The sequence below is a fragment of the Actimicrobium sp. GrIS 1.19 genome (assembly GCF_035984655.1).
Taxonomy (GTDB): Bacteria; Pseudomonadota; Gammaproteobacteria; order Burkholderiales; family Burkholderiaceae_D; genus Actimicrobium.
The window spans coordinates 1-20523 of sequence record NZ_JAXCHT010000014.1 but is presented as its reverse complement, the minus strand read 5'-3'; the positions used below and the strand labels follow the sequence as shown (position 1 = coordinate 20523).

Sequence of the window (20523 nt, the reverse complement as noted above, 5' to 3'; positions counted from 1 at the left end):
GAGGACACCATGCTGACCGATACCGCACTGAAGAATCTCAAACCCAAGGATGCGCCCTACAAGGTGACGGACAGGGATGGAATGTATGTGACGGTATCGACGGCGGGTACCGTCACGTTCCGTTATGACTACCGGATCAATAGCAGGCGCGAAACGCTGACGATTGGCCGTTATGGGCCAGGCGGTCTGTCGCTGGCCCGTGCACGCGAAAAGTGCATCGACGCGAAGCGGGCAGTTTCGGAAGGACAGTCCCCGGCGCAGGAAAAGCAGCGAGAGAAGAGGCGCCTTTCGGACGCCAAAACCTTCCAGGAATTTACCGACGAGTGGTACAAGGGTGCGCGGATGGCCGACAGCACGCGGTCGATGCGCAAGAGCATCCTTGACCGGGACATCCTGCCTGTGTTCAAGAGTCGCTTGCTGAGCGAGATCAGTCCTGATGACCTGCGCGATCTGTGCGGCAAGGTGAAGGGGAGGGGAGCGCCAGCAACGGCAATCCACGTTCGCGACATCATCAAGCAAATCTACGGTTTTGCCATCTTGCACGGTGAGAAGGTGGCCAATCCTGCCGACGACGTTGGACCATCGTCGATTGCCACTTTCGTGGCACGGGATCGCGCGCTGTCGCCGTCCGAGATACGCATCATGCTCAAGCAGTTGGAGTACGTCGCGTCGTACCCGACCATCAAACTGGGTCTGCGGCTGATCTTGCTCACGCTGGTGCGCAAAGGCGAACTGATCCACGCGACATGGGATGAGATCGACTTCGAGAATGCGCTGTGGACTATCCCAAAAGCCCGCATGAAGGCCGGCAAGGCCCACAACATCTACCTGTCGCAGCAGGCGCTCGACATCATGATCGCACTGCGCACCTGCGCCGGTGGCTCAAGATACCTGTTGCCTTCGCGCTATGACGGCGACAAGTGTATGTCGAACGCCACGCTGAACCGTGTCGGGCAGATAGTCGTGGAGCGGTCGAAAGCGAAGGGTCTGCCAATCGAAAATTTCACTGTGCATGACCTGCGCCGCACCGGTTCGACCATCCTCAACGAGTTGGGCTTCAACGGTGACTGGATCGAGAAGTGTCTTGCCCACGAAGACGGCCGTTCATCACGCGGCATCTACAACAAGGCTGAATACGCCGAGCAGCGCCGCCACATGCTGCAAGAGTGGGCCGACATGGTTGACGCCTGGGTGGCCGGCGAATCGCACACCCCGACGTTGCTGCCCCCGTCGATGAAGATCATCACGACACAGGCGTTGCTTTGACGGGGCGGTGCTTGCGCTGACGCACGTCCGGCGAGGGGGCTCGTTTTATCTGCGCGCTGTCGGAGGCTTGGCGGCGCGCATCGAGCCATGCCTCTACCTCCGTCAAATCCCACACCACGCAGCGTGCGGTTAGATTGAACCTGCGCGGAAATTCACCGCGCCGTTCCATGTCGTAGATCGTGGTGTCGGCCAGAGGCACGATTTGTCGCAACTCGGGACGGCGGATCGTGCGTCGGAACGGCAAGATATTCGGCGCGATCAGTCGTGGTAGCGGCATGCCGTGCAGGTCGTTTGCATCAGAGTCGTTGTTCGATCTCGCGGCCTGCAAACTTCGATCTGCTTTGTTCATGATCTTCTCCATCAGCAGGGCAGTTGCAGCGTGCATTGCAACGGCCGATATAAATGCGGTCCTGTGATGGTGATCTTTCCGGCATCTATTGAAAACTCGCTCAGGCGTGCATGAGCGTATTCCGATTGCGCTCACGCGGCGTGGTTGTGCATCACTTCGCCATGCTCTTCTTGAAGCCGCGATCCCGCACCATGAACGCTTCGAGCGGAGCATGTGCGGGATCAGCGTCGTGGCATCAATCGGCTCGCCGTAGTTCTGAGCATGTTGCGCGGCGTAGCGTTCCAAATCGGTCTTCAACGCAGTGGTGAGCGCAATGGTGATTTTGACTGTCTCGGTCTTGGTCGGCAGCGGCCCCAGCCGCAGCTTATTGGTTGGCGGATATATAGTTAAAACGCGGCTAAATTCAAGAAAATCAACTGTTAAGTTATTTTCATAATTTGCTTTATCAAAAAGTGAAAATCACGACTGACTCTGCCAGAGTCGCGACCGCTCGTGCAAGAGTGCGTTAGCGCACAGACGCTTGCTCGACATGGGGCGTATGGTCTGAGCGCAGCCATTTATTCTCTGTGGCCGCAACGCGGCAGATGGAGATGCAATGTGACTTTCAGCGTCGCGCGAAACCAGGTACCTCAGCAATAGTTACTAATCAAAGAATTCCAAGGAACAGTTATGGCTCAGCATCATGCGTTGTCGGGTGAATTGATTGACATTCGTCAATATAAAAGCGATCTCAAAAACGCAACCACGAAAACGCTCTACAAATCGGATCGCCTTGAAGTGTTTCGTATGGTTCTTCTAGCAGGTAAGTCAATGCCAACGCACCAAGTTACAGGTGAAATTACCGTTCAATGCATCGAGGGAAGTATAGAGTTTTCGGCTGCGGGAACTAACCAGTTGATGCGCGAGGGAGATCTAATATGCTTGGCCGGCGGCGAGGTCCACGCACTAAAGGCAGTAGAAGATTCCTCCGTACTTGTCACCATTTTGTTGCATGGCGCGTAAGCGCCTTTCATAACTTTTTCTATCTCCATGAATATCGACATCGCAGCGACAGAACCGCTCATCTGCACGATTGGCCATTCGAATCGACCGCTGGACATATTCCTCGATCTGCTTCAAATCAATGAAATTGTCCGAGTGCTGGATGTGAGAACCGTACCTCGGTCACGCCATAATCCGCAGTTCAATCAAGACGCGCTCCCGACATCATTAGACGCAGTCAAAATTTCTTATACACATCTTCCTGGTCTCGGAGGATTGCGCCATGCGAGAGCCGATTCTCCCAACGCCGGGTGGCACAATCTTTCGTTTCGAGGCTATGCAGATTACATGCAGACATCGGAGTTCGCCGAGAACGTTCAATCGGTCGCAAACTTGGCGCGTACTGAGCGTTGTGTCTTGATGTGCGCAGAAGCGGTTCCTTGGCGCTGCCATCGATCGATGATCGGGGACGCGCTTCTGGTCCGAGGCATTCGCGTCGAGGACATTATTGGACCGAAGGGACGCAAACCACACGCGCTTACAACCTTCGCCCACGTTGATGGAACGCAAATCACCTATCCGCCGCTCACGCTTGATCGGCATGAGCAACCGTAACTTGCAACGTAAATTTTAATGAAAGTCGAGCCATGACACTCAAATTCAAAGTTGGTGATCACGTTACCTGGAATTCGGAGGCTGGGCACGTCTCCGGAAAAATTATCAAAACACACACAAAGGACGTTGCTTACAAGGGCTATACGCATCATGCGAGCAAGGATGAACCACAATATGAAATTCAGAGTGACAAGAGCGACCACATCGCAATACACAAAGAGTCGGCGTTGCACAGGGTAAGCAATTGAATCAGCGAGTACGCAGCACATTTGAAGGATATTGTGAATAAAACGAAATATCCCACCCTTGGCATGTTGCTGGTCGCAGTACGAAAATGTCGTGCTTGCGTACCACACTTGCCGCTCGGTCCGCGTCCGATATTGCAGGTCGGCGAAGCGGCGCGCATCCTCATCGTGGGTCAAGCGCCGGGTGCTCGAGTACATGCTTCTGGGACGCCATGGGATGATCCAAGCGGAGAACGTCTGCGAAAATGGATGGGGCTGGACGTTGCGCGGTTTTATGACGAATCGCAAATTGCAATTATTCCAATGGGATATTGTTATCCTGGCCGGGGGAATGGCGGTGACTTGCCGCCGCGCCGGGAATGCGCGACCTTGTGGCTCGATCATTTATTGACGAAGTTGCCAAGAGTTGAATTGACTCTACTGATCGGTCTGCATGCGCAACGGCATTTCCTGGGCAATCGCCGCAAGCCGTCATTGACTGACACGGTCAAGGCATGGCGCGAGTTTGTGCCTGAATATCTTCCATTGCCGCACCCTTCGGCGCGCAACACGCCATGGTTCCAGCGTAACCCTTGGTTTGAACATGAACTGTTGCCCGTGCTGCGCGAACGGATCGAGTCGCTTTCCGACCAACACGCAAAATCACCACAGAGGTCGAAATGAGAAGAGCCGTATTCTTCAACTTGACCCAGATTCAAATGCCGGTTGGCGCCGTGACATCGATCACCCATCGGATCACCGGCATTTTGCTGGCGATCGGCATCCCGTTCTGCGTCTATCTGCTCGATCTGTCGCTGCAAGGCCCGCAAACCTATGCTTGGGTAACCGAGCTGTTCGGGCATGCGGCTCTCAAGGTTGTTGCGCTCGCCTTCATCTGGGCGCTGGCACACCATCTATTGGCTGGCGTGCGACATCTGTTGAGCGACATTGACATCGGTTCGCGCTTGCCAGCCGCGCGGCGTAGCGCGTGGAGCGTGAACCTTGGCGGGATCGCCGTGGCGCTGCTGGCTGCAGGAGCATTGTTTTGAGACGGGCCGTTTCCGGCCTGCGCGCGTGGCTGGTGCAGCGCGTGACCGCAGTCTACATGCTGATGTTCCTCGTGTTTCTGCTAGCACATTTTCTGTTTGACCGGCCTTCATCGTATCTAGCTTGGCATGCCTGGATCGTGAGCCCAGTGATCAGCATCGCCGCGTTCGTTTTCTGCGCTGCTTTGTTGGCGCACATGTGGGTCGGCCTGCGCGATGTCATTCTCGACTACGTCAAACCGCTTGCCGTTCGCGTTGGAACTCTGGCGGTGCTGGCGCTCGGTCTGATCGGACTTGGCGCATGGGTGATTCGCATCTTGTGGCAGGCGAACAGCTGACCTGCATTTCAAATACATAAGGAATTGGGAGACACAATGAAATTTTCAATTTTTCGCTTCAATCCGGAACAAGATAAAAAGCCGTACATGCAGGACTATGAAATTGAGTTGGAAGCAACCGACCGGATGTTGCTGGACGTTATTCTGCGCATCAAGATGCAAGATGATTCGCTGACCATCAGAAAATCATGTCGTGAAGGAGTCTGCGGTTCTGACGCAATCAATATCAATGGTCGCAACGGACTAGCATGCGTCACCCGGGTATGGGATCTCAAGGAGCCCGTGGTGTTACGCCCCTTGCCGAGCTTTCCGGTGATCCGCGACCTGGTGGTGGACATGACCCAGTTCTTCAAACAGTATCACTCCATCAAGCCTTATCTGATCAACGATGAACCTCCTCCAGAAAAGGAGCGCCTGCAGTCGCCGCAGGAACGCGATAAGCTCGATGGTCTTTATGAGTGCATCTTGTGCGGATGCTGTACCAGTCAATGTCCGTCATCATGGTGGAACCCAGACAAATTCGTCGGGCCAGCCGGCCTGCTGCAGGCCGAACGCTTCATCGTTGACAGTCGGGATCGGGCCACGCAGGAACGTCTCGACGACTTGAACGATGTTTATCGGCTATTTCGCTGCCGTACGATCATGAACTGCACCGAAGTGTGTCCCAAGGGGCTCGCGCCATCACGGGCAATCGAGCAAATCCGGTTGACGATGGTCAAGAACTCGCTATGACGAACGCAACTGCAATTCGTGACCACCGATGGGTGACATTGAAAGAAATTGCATGACATTCGTCGTGACCGAAAGCTGCATCAAATGCAAATACACGCATTGCGTAGACGTTTGCCCGACTGATGCATTCCGCGAGGGGACGAATTTCCTGGCAATCGAACCGGATGATTGCATCAATTGCATGTTGTGCGTTGTGGAATGCCCGGTTGACGCGATTTTTGCAGAAGATGACGTCCCACAAGATCAGACGCGTTTTATTGCGCTCAACCTCGAACTAGCACGCAGCTGGAAACCGATCATTAAGAGGAAGGCTGCTCCGCCCGATTCGGACGAGTGGGCCAAGATCAAGGATAAATACTACCTGTTGATGCGCTAACGGATTGTTCATTGCTTGCAACCAGCCCATACGTAAGGACGCTATGGCTCCATCGCTACTGGAGAAACATGATGTCACAGAACAAAAAAGATGCCAATATGACAACAATTCCATGCGCACAATGCCGAAAGGAGGTGCCGCTGTCCGAAGCAAAGGTGGCCGAGGCGGTTGATTATGTAGCCTACTTCTGTGGGTTGCAATGTTATGCGAAGTGGGCAGCACAGGCAGAGATACCTGAACTCCCGTCTTCGAAGGCTGATGCACCGACTTTAAATCTAACGCTGACTGACACGAGCGAGAATGACACGGCCAACGAACTGAAATTAAAACATTTGGACGCAGCCCTTGATGAAGCGTTGACGGAATCGTTCCCTGCCAGCGATCCAATAGCGATCAATTTTTCTTGCGCTGTTGCGAGCAAATCAAGTCAACATGTCGCAACTACGGTGACTACACCCACGGCATGCACTACGCTACCCATGCTGAAATGAGGGCCGCGAGCTTTGAATATATCGCAGTCTTTTATAACCGAATCCGCCAGCACTCAACGCTCGGCTATCAATCACCGATCCAGTATCTCCATCGCTGGAGGGGTGATCAAAATCAGGAAAAGCTGGCAGCATAAAAATCATCTGATGGCAGACGAAATATCGAGGAAAGCTTAGTCCACTGGGTGGCACTCCATAGCCCCAGCAAAGTGGTGGCGAAAACCATTGTGATCTGGCCAATCAGCACGCCGGTCGGCACCATGCGCTACCCCTCTTGTGATTTCTCGATTCAGTCCATTTCAATGGGCCGTCAGCGCGGTACACGCGAATCAGGATCGGCCGATCGTTACGGTTCGAAGCGGCACCGAAACGGCACCGTTTTAAGCATCACAAGTTTGGGGGCGCCGTGAGTATGAGCAAACCTGCTCCGGCGAAAGTCGGCTAAGAGGGGAGTACAGCGATGAATATTTACGTTCAGCGCTGATCGTTTAATGGTTCGACGGTTCGAGCAGAGCGGGTGCCTTTGCGCGAAAGGATCTGCGACATTCGATGTCGTAGCGAGTTCGGACGTGTGAGGGCAGTTGCTCGGTGCTCTGCGGCGCGCGTGGCACATGCAGACAAACCGACTGACGGTGACGCGTAGCGACCTTGGCCGCTGTACAACGCAATACATCGTCAGCGGTCATGATTTAGCGAAAGATCAATAGTGCGTTACCGAACAGACGGCGCGGGCCCTGCGGGTGCACAGTGATGGTCGGAGGCATAGCCTGACGGATGCTCCTGGCCCGGCCAGGTAGTCTCTGAGACGCGAAGGAAAACCTGTGGAACTCAAGAACAAGATCATCCTTGCTGCTGGCGTCCTGCTCATCGTCAGCGCGAGCGCAGCCGGCGTGATCTACGCGTATTGGGACAAAGCAGTGCCGCTGGCCGGCATGGCGATCAATTTCGTGCGGACGTTGAACGCTCCGACTGGCACAACGACTACAGAAGAGGCGGCGGCGTCGACGAGTGCAGAGGTCCAGATGAATGCGTCGACAGCGGCGTCCCTGCCGGCGGTAAGCGCCGATGACTGGCCGAGTTACAACAAAACGCTCACGTCGGAACGCAACTCGCCGCTCAATCAGCTCACCACGGCCAACATTGGCCGGCTAGACGTTCTCTGCACCTATGATACCCGGCAATACACCGCCTTCGAACCCGGCTTGATCGTTGTCAATGGTTCCATGATCGGAACCACGGAACACGACATTTTCTCGCTGGATCCTGCGACCTGCCGCGAGAACTGGCGGACGCACGAGGATTACATTCCGGCCAGCGTCTTGGCGGTCAACCGCGGCGCCGCCTACCTGGACGGCCTGCTGTTTCGCGGCACCGAGGACGGGCGGGTGCTGGCGTACGACTTCAAGACCGGCAAACGGGTCTGGGAAACGACCATCGCGAACCCGAAGCTCGGCGAGTCGACACCTGCCGCGCCGATCGCGTGGAACGGACTGGTCTTCATCGGCAATGCCGGCGGAGACAACAAGGGCGTGAAAGGGCGCATGTATGCGCTCGAGGCGAAGACCGGCAAGATTGTCTGGGAGTTCTATCTGGTCCCGAAGACGGAGGGCGACCTGACCCGCGGTCCGCAAGGCGCGACGCCGCTCGAACTGACAACTTGGCGAAACGCCTCGGGCATTCCAATCACCGGTGGAGCTACGTGGACCTCCTACACGCTAGACCCGACCACTGGGGAGTTGTACATCCCTGGCGGTAATCCCGCGCCCGACTTCGCAAGCGGTCCGCGCGAGGGCGGGAATCTGTATTCCGGCTCGGTCGTCGTCCTCGATGCCAAATCCGGAGCCTATAAGAACCATTTCAAGCTCGTACCCAAGGACTGGCACGACTGGGACGTATCCACCGCGCCTGCCTTGATACGTACTCGAGGTGGCAAGAGACTGCTGTCGGTCGCACCCAAAGATGGCCACCTCTATGGCTTTGATCTGGCCACCAATGCTCTGCTGTACCGCACGCCGGTTACTCGCGTCGAGAACGTGGACGCAACTTTTGCGGTCGGGAAGCCCGTCCGTTTCTGCCCGGGCACGGTGGGCGGAGCGGAATGGAATGGTCCCGCCTACGACCCGGCGACCAATCTCATCCTGATCGGAGAAGTCGATTGGTGCGCCACGGTGACGCTGCAGAAGGACGAAGAGATTCAGAAGGTGACCCCCGGCCAGCCATGGTCCGCAATGGCGACGCACAATCCTTATGACACCTATGGCAAACCCGACTCGTTCGGGCAGTGGGCGGGATGGGTCTACGCAGTCGACGCTGACACCGGCGTGTGGAAGTGGCGGCTGAAGTCGAATTACCCGATCCTGAGTGGCATGACCCCCACCGCTGGAGGGCTCGTCTTCTTCGGCGACATGGGCGGAAATTTTTATGCGCTGAATGCCGCCACTGGCCAACGGCTATGGGGGCAGAAAATTGGCGGCGCGATCGGCGGGGGAGTCATCACCTACACTGCGAACGGCGACCAGAAGGTCGCGGTCGCAGTAGGCTTCACTTCCATTCTTTGGCCGACTGAAGTTGTGACCGGGAAAATCGTCATTCTGGGGCTCGGGGGCGCTCGTCAGTGAGCACGCATGATCCTCTTGAGGGAGCGCTCAGCGCCGCCGACGACCGCGTCCGTTTGAACCATTGGCTGCCGCCGCAGGCCGGCGTCGTGCCGAAGGTTCGGTTCGGCCGGCATTGGGTCAATGTCCTCTGGGCTTTGCCGCTGATTTTCGTGCTGCTCGTGATCGGCGTGGCCGTATCTCAAGCTTTGCGACAAGTCCCGGTTGTGCAGGAATTCCTGATGCGCTACCCAGGCATTCCGACCTCCGCGCTGCCGGTCACGACCGGGTTCCCAGGCTGGTTGAGATTGCTGCATTTCCTCAACCTGTTTTTCATGGCCTTCATCATCCGTGCCGGAGTGCAGATTCTTGCCGACCATCCGCGGCTCTACTGGAAGCGCGACTGCACGCCCGGGACCGAATGGTTTCGCTTCCAGACCGCAGTGCCGACCGGCCGGATCTGGACGGCGAAGGACGACTCGGTCACCTTGCCTTCCTGGCTCGGTATTCCTGGCATCCGCCACTCGATCGGCTTGGCGCGCTGGTGGCACTTCTCGGTGACGCTACTTTGGATGATCAACGGCATTGTCTACTACGTTCTTCTGTTCGCCACCGGCCAGTGGCTGCGCATCGTCCCGACGACATGGGACGTCTTTCCGAACGCCGTCTCGACGGCGCTGCAATACCTCTCGCTCACGTTTCCTGTCGACGAGAGCTGGACGCGCTACAACGGCATGCAGCAGCTTGCCTACTTCATCACCGTCTTTATTGCCGCGCCTACATCGATCATCACCGGCTTGATGCAAAGCCCGGCGATCTCGAACCGGCTCGGCTGGTTCGGCCGGGTGCTGAACCGGCAAAAGGCCCGCTCGATCCATTTCATCGCGCTCTGGTGGTTCTTGCTCTTCATCCTGGCCCATGTGACGCTCGTCTTCGTTACCGACGCTCGCGTCAACCTCAACATGATGTGGGCGGGGGTGCACGACAACTCCTGGAGTGGCTTTGCGATCTTCGTCCCGGCCATTTTGCTGGTGGCAGTCGCTTGGTGGTGGGCCTCGCCGTTCACCTTGCGCCATGCGCGACTGGTGCAAAGAATCGGTGAATTCATGAGCCGGCCGTTCGGTGCGGCGACCCAGTCGTGGGACGCGAAGAGCCAACTCACCGAGCAAGACATCTCGCCTCACTTCTGGCCCAACGGCACGATGCCGAAGTCGGCCGAGTTCGATGCGCTCGTCGCAACCGACTTTGCCGGCTACCGGCTCCGGGTCGGCGGCCTGGTCGAGAACCCGGTCGAGCTATCGCTCGCCGAGCTGAAGGCGATGCCAAAGCAGGAGCAGATCACGACGCACTTCTGCATCCAGGGCTGGTCGGGCGTCGCCAAGTGGGGCGGCGTGCCAGTGCGCGACATCCTCGACCTCGTCAAGCCGACGGCCGAGGCACGCTATGTTGTGCTCTACTCGCTCGCCGACGGTGGCGACGGCGGCCGCTACTACGACACCCACAGCCTGGCCAACATGCGCCACGCGCTGACGATCCTCGCCTACGAGATGAATGGCGCACCTGTCAGCGTGCTGCACGGCGCGCCGCTGCGCCTGCGCTGCGAGAACGAGGTCGGCTTCAAGATGGTCAAGTGGATCGCAGCCATCGAGCTCGTGCACGACTATGCCGATCTGGGAGCGGGCGAGGGCGGCTACAACGAGGATCACGAGTTCTACGGCTACCGGGTGCCGATCTGATGGGTGTTCGAGGAGATGCTCTCCGGACCCGGCAGACGCGATCCTGAACGGTCGAACCCATGTAGCGCGGGCTATCGCTGGCGTACGTCGTGTTCGGCCATCGGCGACCCCATCTACGGCTCGGCGAACGGGTAGGTGATTCGCTCGCCCTGGACGCGGGCAAACGGAGTCAGCTTGTGCGGCTGCAGGCGGTTCGGACTGACGATCTCGCATGTGGCGATTCCGTGCACGAGCAAGGCGTCGGCGATCAGCGAGCGGTGGCCGCGCCAGGGTACCGCTTCGGCGCACATCAGCGCGACGCGGTCATTTCGGGCGAGCTCGATGACACTCGCGAGGTTCGCGGCGAAATCGGTCGTCTGCATGTAGTCGGCATAACCACGAAACGACGGGTTGCGCTAGGAGGCGTTGGGCGAGTCCGGTGTCGTCGGCCGAAAGCCGCCGAGGCCGCTTGCGTGGGCGTACCCGATGTTCGCGGCGGCCAGCGGCGCCGGCAAGGCATCCTTGTTGAACTGTGGGTTGTGGCGCGAGCGCGGCACGGTGCGAACATCGACCAATTGCGTGACGCCGTGGGCGACGAGCAACTCAATGAACGCCCCGATGGGCCGGGTCGAGTGGCCGACGGTCAGCACGCTGCAGCGGTTTTCATCGTCGTCCAACGATCGTTGAGGCGAAGCGACGGCCCGCGACAACGCCGCGGTCGGAGCAGCGCGTCGACGGCGCGGCGGCTCAGTCGGCAACGAGTTGGCGAACGCTACGGCGCAACACAGGCAGTAGTTCATCATCGAACCAGGGATTGGCCATGAACCAGGCGACGTTGCGCGGCGAAGGATGCGGCAGCGGAATGATCCCGGGCGCGTGCGCACGCCAGCCTCGCGTCGTCGCCGTCACCGATACATGACCTTTATCGCGCAGGAAGTGGGTTTGCGCATATTGGCCGACGAGCAAGGTGAGCTCGATGCGCGGCAGCTTGGCAAGCAGGCGGTCCAGCCACAATTCAGCGCATTCGCGCCGTGACGGCAGATCGCCGCTCGCAGCCCGCCCCGGGTAGCAGTAACCCATCGGCAAGATCGCGATGTGCGTCTTGTTATAGAAAGTCTCGGCATCGATGCCCATCCAATCGCGCAGGCGCTTACCGCTCCGGTCGTCCCACGGTACGCCGCTGACATGCACCTTTGCGCCGGGCGCTTGTCCGACGACGAGAATTCGCGCCGCCGCACCGGCCTGCACGACCGGGCGCGGCCCGAGCGGAAGATGCGCGTCGCACGTGCGGCACGCGCGCACGGCAGTGAGCAGGCCCTCCAGCGTCCGGTGGAGCTTGACCGGCGAAGTCTTGACGATCTCGTTTGAGTGCGATTTCACAAATGACGGTGGTGACTTGATTGGCACCGCGTCCCTCAGGGGGCTCATGTGCGCGCAGGTTAACGCGAATGAGTATAGTCGAACCTTCCGTCCGACCATCTCACGTTGACGGCAAAAACCTCGCGAACGTGTCCGAGTTCGGGGTCGAGTGACACGCTGACAGCCGAGATGATCAAGCATTGCGACCTGATCGCAATCGCAATCGCAATCGCTTCGGAATCGGAATCGGAATCGGAATCGGAACAGGCTCGTTGTGCCGGACATGTCTCGGGTATGTGGTTTGCTGGTGCAGTGCAGCGCGCTAAGGTGCCGTAGTGCCCCTAGCAGGTCAATGATCGCCGTATTCAATTAAGCACAGCACCCGATTGTGTGCGGCAGCGCACAGACGCGCGATCCGCGTCACGCGTACGGTCTTTAAAATAATGGTGGCGCTGAGCAGTTCCAGCTTCTCTATTTGTCGCTCGCAACCGTCGAGATGAGGTGACTGTGTCCGAAACCGTAACGCCGGTCGGACGAACTCAGGTGAGAGTGAACATTCTCTGGCGATCAAGGAAGGTTATCCCATGCGTACTCCCGCGAGCATCTACAAGCATCCCATCCACGGGATGCTGGTTGTCTTTCCAATCGGACTTTGGATCTTTTCCCTTGCCTGCGATTTGATCCGTCTGGCCGGCGCCTCTTCAGAGATCTGGACCAACGTCGCGTTCATTGCCATGGTCGGCGGCTTGATCGGCGCGCTCTGCGCGGCTGTACCTGGAGCTATCGACCTGCTCTACTACAAGGGGGGCGCTCCGCCGGTCAAGAAAATCGCCTTGACCCACATGGCAATCAATCTCACCGCAGTCGTGCTCTACGCGATAAACATCTGGCTGCGCGCCAGCGGTCCCACCCCAATGGACGCAGGCATGAGCACTCCCGTGCTGCTTTCGATTGTCGGCGTAGCACTTATCGCCGTATCGGGCTGGCTCGGTGGCCAGATGGTGCATGTCTATGGCGTAGGCGTCGAAGGTCACGAATAGCGGACGCCTCGGATCCACCCCCCATTTGCCGTCTTGACCAATAGATGCGCTTGGTGATCGAACGGTGCATGCGGTGGCAATTGGCTGGAAAGTGAAAGTACATCTACCTCGAAGGAGAGATGAATATGGCTACTAAGAATGAAGCGTTCGACACGATCCCCGTTGGCACAAAAGTGTCATGGCACTACCGCAGCGCCATCGGCCATGGCACGGTTACTGGCGTGTCCAAGATGGGCACCAACCCAGACAACACGATGTACAGCGTGCGCGAGACTGACCACCACCCGGGCGAACCCGCCATCGTGCACCACTCAGGCAAGGCGCTCACGCGCGCATGAGTGGCACCTGCGCGTACTCCACTCATCTTTCGCCTCGGGAAAATCATATGAGCGATACAAAGAACGAACCTAGCGGACCTGACCTCGTCAAAGGCGTTTCGCTTTCGCGAATCGCAGACGGCGCGATGCTCTTGGGCCATGCGCACAATGAACCTGTGTTGCTCGCGCGGCGCGGAGACGAGCTGTTTGCCATCGGCGCCATTTGCACGCATTACGGCGCCCCGCTCGCCGACGGGCTGCTCGTCGGCGACACGGTTCGGTGCCCTTGGCATCATGCCTGTTTCAGCCTGCGCACCGGCGCGACACTGCGCCCCCCAGCGCTCGACCCGGTCTCTTGCTGGAACGTCGAGCAGAGAGACGGCAGCGTCTATGTCGGCGAGAAGCTCGCCCGTGCAGAACCCCAACGAATTCCGCTGAAGGAAGACAAGCCGCACGCGGTGATCATCCTCGGCGCCGGCGCCGCAGGCAACGAGGCGGCCGAGACGCTGCGTCGCGAAGGCTATGGCGGCCGCATCACCATGCTGAGCGCCGATGCGTCGGTCCCCTGTGATCGGCCCAACCTTTCGAAAGGATTCCTGGCGGGCACGGCGCCCGCAGAGTCGAATTCGCTGCGATCTCGGGCGTTTTACATCGACCACGACATCGACTTGAAACTGAACGCGCCCGTTGCCAGCCTCGACGCGAAGAGCCGACATGTGCAGCTCGCGGACGGCAGCCGCCACGGCTATGACGCGCTGCTGCTCGCCACCGGTGCCGAGCCGATAAAGCTCGACGTACCGGGTGCCACTCTGGGCCATGTCCACTACTTGCGCACGCTCGCCGACAGCCGCGCGCTCGTCGCCAAGGCTTTGACTTCACATCGAGCGGTGGTGATCGGGGCAAGCTTCATCGGCCTCGAAGTGGCGGCATCGCTGCGCGCACGCAATGTCGACGTGCACGTGGTCGCGCCGGACGCTGTTCCCATGGAGAAAATCCTCGGCGCGGATGTCGGGAATTTCATTCGCAAGCTCCACGAGCAACACGGCGTGACGTTTCATCTCGGCACCACAGCCGTTTCGATCGACGCGCAAAGCGTCCGATTGAAGAATGGAGAAACTCTCCAAGCCGATCTTGTCGTCATCGGGATCGGTGTACGACCGCTTGTCGAATTGGCCGAACAGGCGGGGCTCGCCGTCGATCGTGGCGTCACGGTCGACGAATACCTCGAGACGAGCGTCCCCGGCATCTTCGCGGCCGGCGACATTGCTCGCTGGCCGGACCGACTCACGGGGGAGCGTATCCGCGTCGAACACTGGGTGCTGGCCGAACGCCAGGGGCAGACCGCCGCGCGCAACATGCTCGGTCGGCGCGAGCGGTTCGACGCTGTGCCATTTTTCTGGACCGAGCAATACGATTTCGGCCTCGCGTATGTGGGTCATGCCGAGCGCTGGGACCAGGCCGAAATCGACGGGCAACTCGACCTTGGAACGCGAAACTGCAAGGTCACGTATCGCCACGGTGGCAAGAAGCTCGCCGTGGCCATCGTCAATCGCGATCTCGAGGGATTGCGGGAAGAAGTCGAGCTCGAGCGGACGATGACCGCCGAAGAATGACCAGGACACCCATCATGACTGCAAAATTCAAGGTTGGAGATCACGTCACCTGGAACTCGGAGGCCGGCCATGTCAGCGGCAAGATCATCAAGGTTCATACAAGAGACAGCGATTACAAGGGCTATACCCATCACGCGACAGTCGATGATCCGCAGTATGAAATCAAGAGCGACAAGACCGATCACGTCGCGATTCACAAAGGCGGCGCGCTGAAGAAGACGCATGCCTGACAAGAAGCGCATTCTGACGGAGATCAGACCGACGGCGCCGTTGCACCTCGGCCATTACGCGGGCGCTCTCGAAAACTGGCTCGAGTTGCAGGACACCTACGACTGCTACTTCCTGATCGCTGACTACTAAGTCTCGGACCATGCGGGAGATCTCCCGCGCGTGCGTAACGCTGTCTGGGAAATAGCGGTCGACTGGCTGGCGGCTGGGCTCGATCCCTAACCTGCCAGCTTCGTCATCGAAAGCGGCGTGCCTGAGCACGCGGAATTGACAACGTGGCTGGCGTGGTTCCTTCCCGTCGGTATGCTCGAACGCAACCCAACACTGAGGACCGAGATGAAGGCGATCGTGGCTCCCGAAGACGCGACTACGAAAGAGAAATCGGTTCCGGTCGCTTTCTACATTTATCCCGTGATGCAGGTCGCGAACATCCTCCTGTCACGTGCGCATCTCGTGCCGGTCGGCGCAGACCAGTTGCCGCACGTCGAGCTGGCTCGGGAAACGGCGCGCCGCTTCAACCGCGATTTCAAGCCGATCTTCCCGGAGCCCGAAGCGCTCGTCGGCCGGGTGCCGCGTCTCTTGGGCACCGACGGCAACGCGAAGATGAGCAAGTCGCGCGGCAACACGATCGACCTGAGGGACGGCGCCGACGTTGTGGCGAAGAAGGTGCGTGCCATGTACGCCGGCCCGCCGCGCGGTGCCAGGGAGCCGGGCGAAGTCGAGCCGAATCCGGTCTTCGACTATTTCGATGCCTTGGACAACGACGTTGCCGAGGTGAGCGACCTGAAGGAGCGCTATGCACGTCACGGCGTGAGCAACGCCGAGTTGAAGGATCGGCTGACACGCGTGCTAAACGAGTTGCTCGAGCCGATGCGGCGACGGCGAGCGCAGTTCGCAGGCAACATGGCGCGGGTGCGCGAAGCGCTTGAGCACGGCGCAGAGCGCTCGCGCGCGATCGCCAGGCAAACGATGGAGAAGGTCCACGATGCGCTCGACCTCGACTATCTGCGGAAGTACAGATGACGCCGCCCTCCGATCAGAGGTATTCCGACGCTCCGGGCAGCCACTCGGGCCGAGAGCATCCGGGCGCGGGCGTCGGAGTGGACACGCCGGTTCGATCGCCTCGCCCCGTTTTTCTCGACCTGATGAGGATTCAAATGCCGGTCGGTGCGCTGACCTCGATCTGACATCGGATCAGCGGCGTCGTTCTTGCGGCAAACGTTCCGGCAGCCGTCTATCTGCTCGGCCTTTCGCTGCGCGACGAAGCCGGCTTCGCTCAGGTGACGGCGTTGTTCGGGAATTTCGCCTTCAAGGCCGCGGTGGTCATCGCGGTCTGGGCGCCCGCCCACCACGTGTTCGGCGGCGTGCGCCACCTGCTGAGCGATTTCGATATCGGTTCGCCGATGTGGGTGGCGCCTCGCAGTGCCTGGTTCGTGAACCTGGCCGGCGTCGCCGCATCACTTCGCCGTGATCTTCTTGAAGCCGCGGTCCCGCGCCATGAACGCTTCGAGCATGTGCGGGATCAGCGTCGTGGCATCAATCGGCTCGCCGTAGGTCTGAGCATGTTGCGCGGCGTAGCGTTCCAAGTCGGTCTTCAACGCGGTAGTGAGCGCAATGGTGATTTTGACTGTCTCAGACTTGGTCGGCAGCGGCCCCAGCCGCAGCTTGGTGGTGGTCGTACTCATTGCGACGATCCCCTCTGAAAGAACAGCGGCTGGTACGGCCGTAGGATCAGATCCTTGTTCACCATGACCCGCATCGGAAAGCCAGGCCGGATAGTAAGCGTCGGCTGGATGCTCACATTGCGTTTGGTGATCTCCTGACCGACCTGGTTCACTGTGTCCTGCCCGCTCTGGCGCGTGGCGATGATGATCTTGCTATCGCTGCCGGTGCGATCTGGTGCTGCCAATTCGGCACCGACTCCGAGCAGCGTGGACAACGCAGCACCGGCGAGGATGCGATCCCAATGCCAATCGACGCCATCTTCCAGTCCGGCATAACCCGCCGGGTCGATGCCGGGCAGGCGGTCGAGCGAAATGGATGAGGTATCGGGCAGGATCAACCGTGTCCACACAAGTAATACGCGCCGCTGACCGAATGACACCTGGCTGTCGTAGCGGCCGATCAGGCGCGAACCCTGCGGAATCAGCAGGAAGCGACCTGTCGCCGTGTCGTAGACCGCCTCGGTGACGTTGGCGATGACCTGTCCCGGCAGGTCGGAGTTGATGCCCGTCACCAGCGCTGCCGGAATGATGGTGCCCGCCATCACCTGATAGGGAGAGGCTGGCAGTTGCAAGCTGGCCGGATTACGGGTTGCGGTGTCGCCGCCAGTAGCGACAAATGCCTGCTTCTGATCCTGCCGGTTTTGCACCGCCGTTGGGTCGGTCGGTTGCGCCGATGCGACCGCAGGCGCCATCGGATTGAATGGTTGGTTGCCCGATACCGGCTCGGGCATGGCCGTACTCGCATTGGGCGACGCTGCCGCCTTGACCGCACCGCTGCGAAAGAAAACCCCCGAATGTGCCGCCTCGTCGGCATCACCTGGCTGTGCAATGCGCCCAGTCTGCGCGGGCGCTCCCGCATTACGCTGTGCCACTATGGCCGGACCCAAATCGCCCGGCAATGGTTCACCCAAAACGGGCACCGGCTTGGCAGCCACCGGCACCTTGGAATAGTCCTTGGGCAACTGGTCGAGGTTCTCGGCATGCGAGACACGATCCACGTTGTACAGCTCGGCGGCCGCGTTGCGCTCGCGTTTGTGCGATTGCAGCGACCACAGTGTGCCGCCCAACACGACCGCGCCCAGCGTTCCCGCAAGGACGGCCAGCATGCGCCGGTTCAGTCGCGTGACCGGGCGCGGCGAAGCGCGCAGAGCCATGGTGTCCGGGTCGGCCTTATTCGACCCAGTTGGTGGTGGCGTGGTGGACGTGCTCATGCTCAATGCCTCCTTGCCGTGCTGCCCACGCCATCGGTACGCTCGATGCGAACAACAGCGGCCTTGTCAGCGCCCAGCCGCAACTCGGCCGCACCGAACAGCCGATCCACCACGTAGTACGGCGAGCGGAAGCGGTAGTTCACGAGTTGGCCATCACCCTGCGCCCCGATCACGAACAGCGGCGGCAATTCGCCTTGCGCGATGCCGGCGGGGAACTGGATGTAGACCCGCTCGCCGTCGTCGAAGGCGCGCAGCGGCTTCCACGGCGGGCTGTCGCCGGAAATCGCGTAGCGGAACTTGATCTGCTCCAGCGATAAGCCCGAGTCCACCGGCGCTGCCGTCTGAGCCTGCTGCGCTTGCTTTTGCAAGGCCAGCAGGCGGTCTTTCGGGTAGTCCCATGATGCGGACGCCATCCACGCCTGCGGCGTCGAAGACAGTTCAAGCAGGTAGGTGCGGCGATTGGTGGTGATGACCAGGTTCGTCTTCAAGCCGATGCGCGTTGGTTTCACAAGGATGTTCACACGCAGGCTGGCGCCCGCGCCGCTGGCCGTGTCGCCGACGATCCAGCGCACGGTGTCACCGGCCGAGACCGTCACCAGTTCTTCGCCCTGCTGCAAGGCGATGACAGTGACGCGGCCCGGACTTGTGTAGACCTGATACAGCGCGCCGTCCGCATAAGGCCAGACCTGGATGGCGTTGATATAACCCTCGCGGCTCGGTGCCACGCGCGCTTCGGCATTGGCGCGCGCCACGCGCGTTTTCTCATCGGGTGATTCAGTTGCCGGTTTGTCCTCGGGCGCGTTGCGCAAGGACTTCAACTGCTCGGGTAGCGGCAGCGGTTTTGGCACCTCGACTACCTCGATGGGTTTGGGTGGCTCAGGCAGTGCGTGCGCGGCGACAGATTCATCCAACGTGATGTCAGGTGGCGGCTGTCCATGCGTGGCGCAGCCGGTGATGGTTGCCACGGCGACGCTCAGGATTAACGGTAAAGCGTAAGCACCGTACATGCGGATTTGTGTTTTCATGGTTTCTTCACTCCTTCAGTTGCGTCGAGTTCACGGCTCCAGGACAGGCCGTTGACATAGATTCCCAGCGGGTTCTTGCGCAGCCGTTCTTCGGTGCGTGGCGGCTGCAACACCACGGACAGCATGGCGGTCCAGCGCTCGGTGCCCGAGGGCGAACCGTTCGCATAGTTGCGCTCGATCCAGCGCACCTGGAACGAGGATTCGCTGGCGCGAACCACACTGGTGATCTCCACCGCCGTCGAGGTCTGGCCGATGCGCGCGAATGGATCGTTGGTGCGTGCGTAGTCGTTCAGCGTGGCCGCACCCTTGTCCGTCGTGTAGTCGTAGGCTTCGAGCCAGTTTTGGCGGACAACGATCGGATCGATCGACAGCGAACGCACGTCGGTGACGAAGCGCGCCAGGTGGTAGGCAATCTGCGCGTCGTTCGGCTTGTACGGCGTGGCCGCTTCGCCGACCGCGCGCACCTGGCCACCGGCGGCCACCTCCACCACATACGGCGTGACGATGGATTGCGCTGAGCGCCACACCAGACCGCCCGCCATCAGCAATGCCAGCGACAGACAGCCGAAGGCCATCAGTCGCCAGTTCTTCGCCTGCACGCGGGCGCTGCCGATACGCTGGTCCCAGACCTGCGCAGCAGCCTGGTAGGGAGTGACAGGCTCGGGCGTTTCCGAGTAGCGCACCTGGGGTCGTTTGAATAGCATGAATTTATCTCCTCAAGGGTTGGCGTCAAGTGCTGGATTCGTCGCGCAGGCTCGGGCTGGCGCCGCTGCCACCGTGGTCGCCCGAGCGCAACGTGTGCGCCGCCGTCGAGACCGCACTGCTTGCCTGCTGTTTGCGCCGCATTTGTTTGGCCCAAGCGGGCTCGCCCGCAGGGGGCTTGGCGTCAGTCGATTCGGCTGATTCGGGTGCGCCGGCTGCCGCCGCAGGCGCAGCAGCCTCCGCGACGAAATTCGCTACGCGGTCCTTGACCGCTTTCGCACCGGCTGCGACGCGCTGGCCGACAGCACCGGCGCCGCTCTTGGCTGTTGCCGCTGACCGAAAAGTGACCCACTTGAAGGGGTTCTGCTGATTCAAAACTGACCCAGGTGTTCTACTTGTCCTGCCTAATTTTTAGGCAGGAGATAAAAAGGTGATCACCATGGAAATGTTAGGAAGAATACGGCGGATGCATTTGCGCGACAAACTGTCGTTGCATGAAATTACCAAGCGCACGGGCTTGTCGCGCAACACAATACGGCGATGGCTTCGCGAAGCGGAGGACGTGGCGCCGCCAGCGTAT

25 protein-coding genes and 5 pseudogenes are annotated in these 20523 nt (G+C 59.7%); 20 read left to right on the top strand and 10 right to left on the bottom strand.

Annotated features, from left to right (window positions below; all coding sequences use genetic code 11):
• Positions 1–9 precede the first annotated feature (9 nt).
• Positions 10–1266 carry a tyrosine-type recombinase/integrase gene (locus tag RCH09_RS11380; RefSeq protein WP_326941200.1) on the top strand — a complete coding sequence of 419 codons (1257 nt, stop codon included), beginning with the start codon at positions 10–12 and terminating at the stop codon, positions 1264–1266.
• Here the strand turns inward: RCH09_RS11380 and RCH09_RS11375 are convergent.
• Together RCH09_RS11375 and RCH09_RS11370 are read right to left on the bottom strand one after the other, a co-directional pair.
• A complete protein-coding gene (locus RCH09_RS11375; protein ID WP_322118364.1) occupies positions 1244–1615 on the bottom strand; it encodes a helix-turn-helix transcriptional regulator in 372 nt (123 codons plus the stop codon). The two genes, RCH09_RS11380 and RCH09_RS11375, sit on opposite strands and share 23 nt — an antisense overlap.
• A 151-nt stretch (positions 1616–1766) precedes the next feature.
• Positions 1767–1999: pseudogene (locus RCH09_RS11370) on the bottom strand (DUF2274 domain-containing protein).
• Between the two features lie 285 nt (positions 2000–2284).
• Here RCH09_RS11370 and RCH09_RS11365 point away from each other — a divergent pair.
• From RCH09_RS11365 to RCH09_RS11320, 10 genes and pseudogenes are all read left to right on the top strand, one after another.
• On the top strand, positions 2285–2617 hold the full coding sequence (locus RCH09_RS11365; RefSeq protein ID WP_326941199.1) for a cupin domain-containing protein: 333 nt from the start codon (positions 2285–2287) through the stop codon (positions 2615–2617).
• 27 nt (positions 2618–2644) lie between these two features.
• The gene (locus RCH09_RS11360; RefSeq protein ID WP_326941198.1) at positions 2645–3211 is read left to right on the top strand and encodes a DUF488 domain-containing protein; all 567 of its coding nucleotides are present in this window, start codon (positions 2645–2647) and stop codon (positions 3209–3211) included.
• Positions 3212–3243: 32 nt separating this feature from the next.
• Positions 3244–3459 carry a DUF2945 domain-containing protein gene (locus tag RCH09_RS11355; protein ID WP_326941197.1) on the top strand — a complete coding sequence of 72 codons (216 nt, stop codon included), beginning with the start codon at positions 3244–3246 and terminating at the stop codon, positions 3457–3459.
• A gap of 63 nt (positions 3460–3522) precedes the next feature.
• A complete protein-coding gene (locus tag RCH09_RS11350; RefSeq protein ID WP_326941273.1) occupies positions 3523–4119 on the top strand; it encodes a uracil-DNA glycosylase family protein in 597 nt (198 codons plus the stop codon).
• The gene (gene sdhC, locus RCH09_RS11345; protein WP_326941196.1) at positions 4116–4484 is read left to right on the top strand and encodes a succinate dehydrogenase, cytochrome b556 subunit; all 369 of its coding nucleotides are present in this window, start codon (positions 4116–4118) and stop codon (positions 4482–4484) included. The genes RCH09_RS11350 and sdhC (RCH09_RS11345) overlap by 4 nt, the downstream gene beginning before the upstream one ends.
• Positions 4424–4819 (top strand): succinate dehydrogenase, hydrophobic membrane anchor protein, encoded by a 396-nt coding sequence (gene sdhD / locus RCH09_RS11340; RefSeq protein ID WP_326941195.1) that lies wholly within the window; start codon positions 4424–4426, stop codon positions 4817–4819. Before sdhC (RCH09_RS11345) ends, sdhD begins: the two co-directional genes overlap by 61 nt.
• A 36-nt stretch (positions 4820–4855) precedes the next feature.
• Entirely contained in the window at positions 4856–5551 is a 696-nt protein-coding gene (locus RCH09_RS11335) for a succinate dehydrogenase iron-sulfur subunit (RefSeq protein ID WP_326941194.1), read from the top strand.
• A 52-nt stretch (positions 5552–5603) separates the two neighbouring features.
• Positions 5604–5927, top strand: a complete 324-nt coding sequence (gene fdxA / locus RCH09_RS11330; RefSeq protein ID WP_326941193.1) for a ferredoxin FdxA — start codon at positions 5604–5606, stop codon at positions 5925–5927.
• A 68-nt stretch (positions 5928–5995) separates the two neighbouring features.
• Positions 5996–6418 carry a DUF3330 domain-containing protein gene (locus RCH09_RS11325; RefSeq protein WP_326941192.1) on the top strand — a complete coding sequence of 141 codons (423 nt, stop codon included), beginning with the start codon at positions 5996–5998 and terminating at the stop codon, positions 6416–6418.
• Positions 6409–6552: pseudogene (locus RCH09_RS11320) on the top strand (IS3 family transposase); the annotation flags it as partial. The gene RCH09_RS11325 and the pseudogene RCH09_RS11320, both read left to right, overlap by 10 nt.
• On the opposite strand, the gene RCH09_RS11315 reads toward RCH09_RS11320, so the two are convergent.
• Positions 6531–6677, bottom strand: a complete 147-nt coding sequence (locus tag RCH09_RS11315) for a hypothetical protein (protein ID WP_326941279.1) — start codon at positions 6675–6677, stop codon at positions 6531–6533. The pseudogene RCH09_RS11320 and the gene RCH09_RS11315 overlap by 22 nt on opposite strands.
• Positions 6678–7236: 559 nt before the next feature.
• On the opposite strand from RCH09_RS11315, the gene RCH09_RS11310 reads away from it, so the two are divergent.
• Both RCH09_RS11310 and RCH09_RS11305 read left to right on the top strand, forming a co-directional pair.
• The gene (locus tag RCH09_RS11310; protein WP_326941191.1) at positions 7237–9033 is read left to right on the top strand and encodes a pyrroloquinoline quinone-dependent dehydrogenase; all 1797 of its coding nucleotides are present in this window, start codon (positions 7237–7239) and stop codon (positions 9031–9033) included.
• The gene (locus RCH09_RS11305; RefSeq protein ID WP_326941190.1) at positions 9030–10745 is read left to right on the top strand and encodes a molybdopterin-dependent oxidoreductase; all 1716 of its coding nucleotides are present in this window, start codon (positions 9030–9032) and stop codon (positions 10743–10745) included. Before RCH09_RS11310 ends, RCH09_RS11305 begins: the two co-directional genes overlap by 4 nt.
• Before the next feature lie 113 nt (positions 10746–10858).
• On the opposite strand, the pseudogene RCH09_RS11300 reads toward RCH09_RS11305, so the two are convergent.
• Both RCH09_RS11300 and RCH09_RS11295 read right to left on the bottom strand, forming a co-directional pair.
• Positions 10859–11374, bottom strand: a pseudogene (locus RCH09_RS11300) (DUF488 domain-containing protein).
• A 97-nt stretch (positions 11375–11471) separates the two neighbouring features.
• Entirely contained in the window at positions 11472–12131 is a 660-nt protein-coding gene (locus tag RCH09_RS11295) for a uracil-DNA glycosylase family protein (RefSeq protein WP_442785031.1), read from the bottom strand.
• 536 nt (positions 12132–12667) lie between these two features.
• On the opposite strand from RCH09_RS11295, the gene RCH09_RS11290 reads away from it, so the two are divergent.
• The 6 genes and pseudogenes from RCH09_RS11290 to sdhC (RCH09_RS19725) all read left to right on the top strand — a co-directional run.
• Positions 12668–13123, top strand: coding sequence for a DUF2231 domain-containing protein (locus RCH09_RS11290; protein ID WP_326941187.1), 456 nt, complete (start codon positions 12668–12670; stop codon positions 13121–13123).
• A gap of 125 nt (positions 13124–13248) precedes the next feature.
• Complete coding sequence (locus RCH09_RS11285; RefSeq protein WP_326941186.1) at positions 13249–13461, top strand: hypothetical protein; 213 nt, start codon at positions 13249–13251, stop codon at positions 13459–13461.
• Between the two features lie 47 nt (positions 13462–13508).
• Positions 13509–15053, top strand: a complete 1545-nt coding sequence (locus RCH09_RS11280) for an FAD-dependent oxidoreductase (protein WP_326941185.1) — start codon at positions 13509–13511, stop codon at positions 15051–15053.
• A 14-nt stretch (positions 15054–15067) separates the two neighbouring features.
• Entirely contained in the window at positions 15068–15283 is a 216-nt protein-coding gene (locus RCH09_RS11275; protein ID WP_326941184.1) for a DUF2945 domain-containing protein, read from the top strand.
• Positions 15276–16304 (top strand): annotated as a pseudogene (gene trpS / locus RCH09_RS11270) (tryptophan--tRNA ligase). The gene RCH09_RS11275 and the pseudogene trpS overlap by 8 nt, the downstream one beginning before the upstream one ends.
• A gap of 170 nt (positions 16305–16474) precedes the next feature.
• Positions 16475–16729 (top strand): annotated as a pseudogene (sdhC, locus tag RCH09_RS19725) (succinate dehydrogenase, cytochrome b556 subunit); the annotation flags it as partial.
• A 9-nt stretch (positions 16730–16738) separates the two neighbouring features.
• On the opposite strand, the gene RCH09_RS11265 reads toward sdhC (RCH09_RS19725), so the two are convergent.
• Genes RCH09_RS11265 through RCH09_RS11245 form a run of 5 tightly spaced genes read right to left on the bottom strand, consistent with a single transcriptional unit; the run spans position 16739 to position 20318 of the window.
• On the bottom strand, positions 16739–16966 hold the full coding sequence (locus tag RCH09_RS11265; protein WP_326941183.1) for a DUF2274 domain-containing protein: 228 nt from the start codon (positions 16964–16966) through the stop codon (positions 16739–16741).
• Positions 16963–18216, bottom strand: a complete 1254-nt coding sequence (locus RCH09_RS11260) for a TrbI/VirB10 family protein (protein WP_326941182.1) — start codon at positions 18214–18216, stop codon at positions 16963–16965. The genes RCH09_RS11265 and RCH09_RS11260 overlap by 4 nt, the downstream gene beginning before the upstream one ends.
• Before the next feature lie 2 nt (positions 18217–18218).
• Positions 18219–19223: a P-type conjugative transfer protein TrbG gene (trbG, locus tag RCH09_RS11255; protein ID WP_326941272.1), complete on the bottom strand. Its 1005-nt coding sequence runs from the start codon at positions 19221–19223 to the stop codon at positions 18219–18221.
• Between the two features lie 14 nt (positions 19224–19237).
• Complete coding sequence (gene trbF / locus RCH09_RS11250) at positions 19238–19945, bottom strand: conjugal transfer protein TrbF (RefSeq protein WP_322119664.1); 708 nt, start codon at positions 19943–19945, stop codon at positions 19238–19240.
• 25 nt (positions 19946–19970) lie between these two features.
• A complete protein-coding gene (locus tag RCH09_RS11245) occupies positions 19971–20318 on the bottom strand; it encodes a hypothetical protein (RefSeq protein ID WP_326941181.1) in 348 nt (115 codons plus the stop codon).
• Between the two features lie 64 nt (positions 20319–20382).
• On the opposite strand from RCH09_RS11245, the gene RCH09_RS11240 reads away from it, so the two are divergent.
• Positions 20383–20523: helix-turn-helix domain-containing protein (locus tag RCH09_RS11240; protein WP_326941271.1), on the top strand; the 141-nt coding region annotated here is incomplete at its 3' end.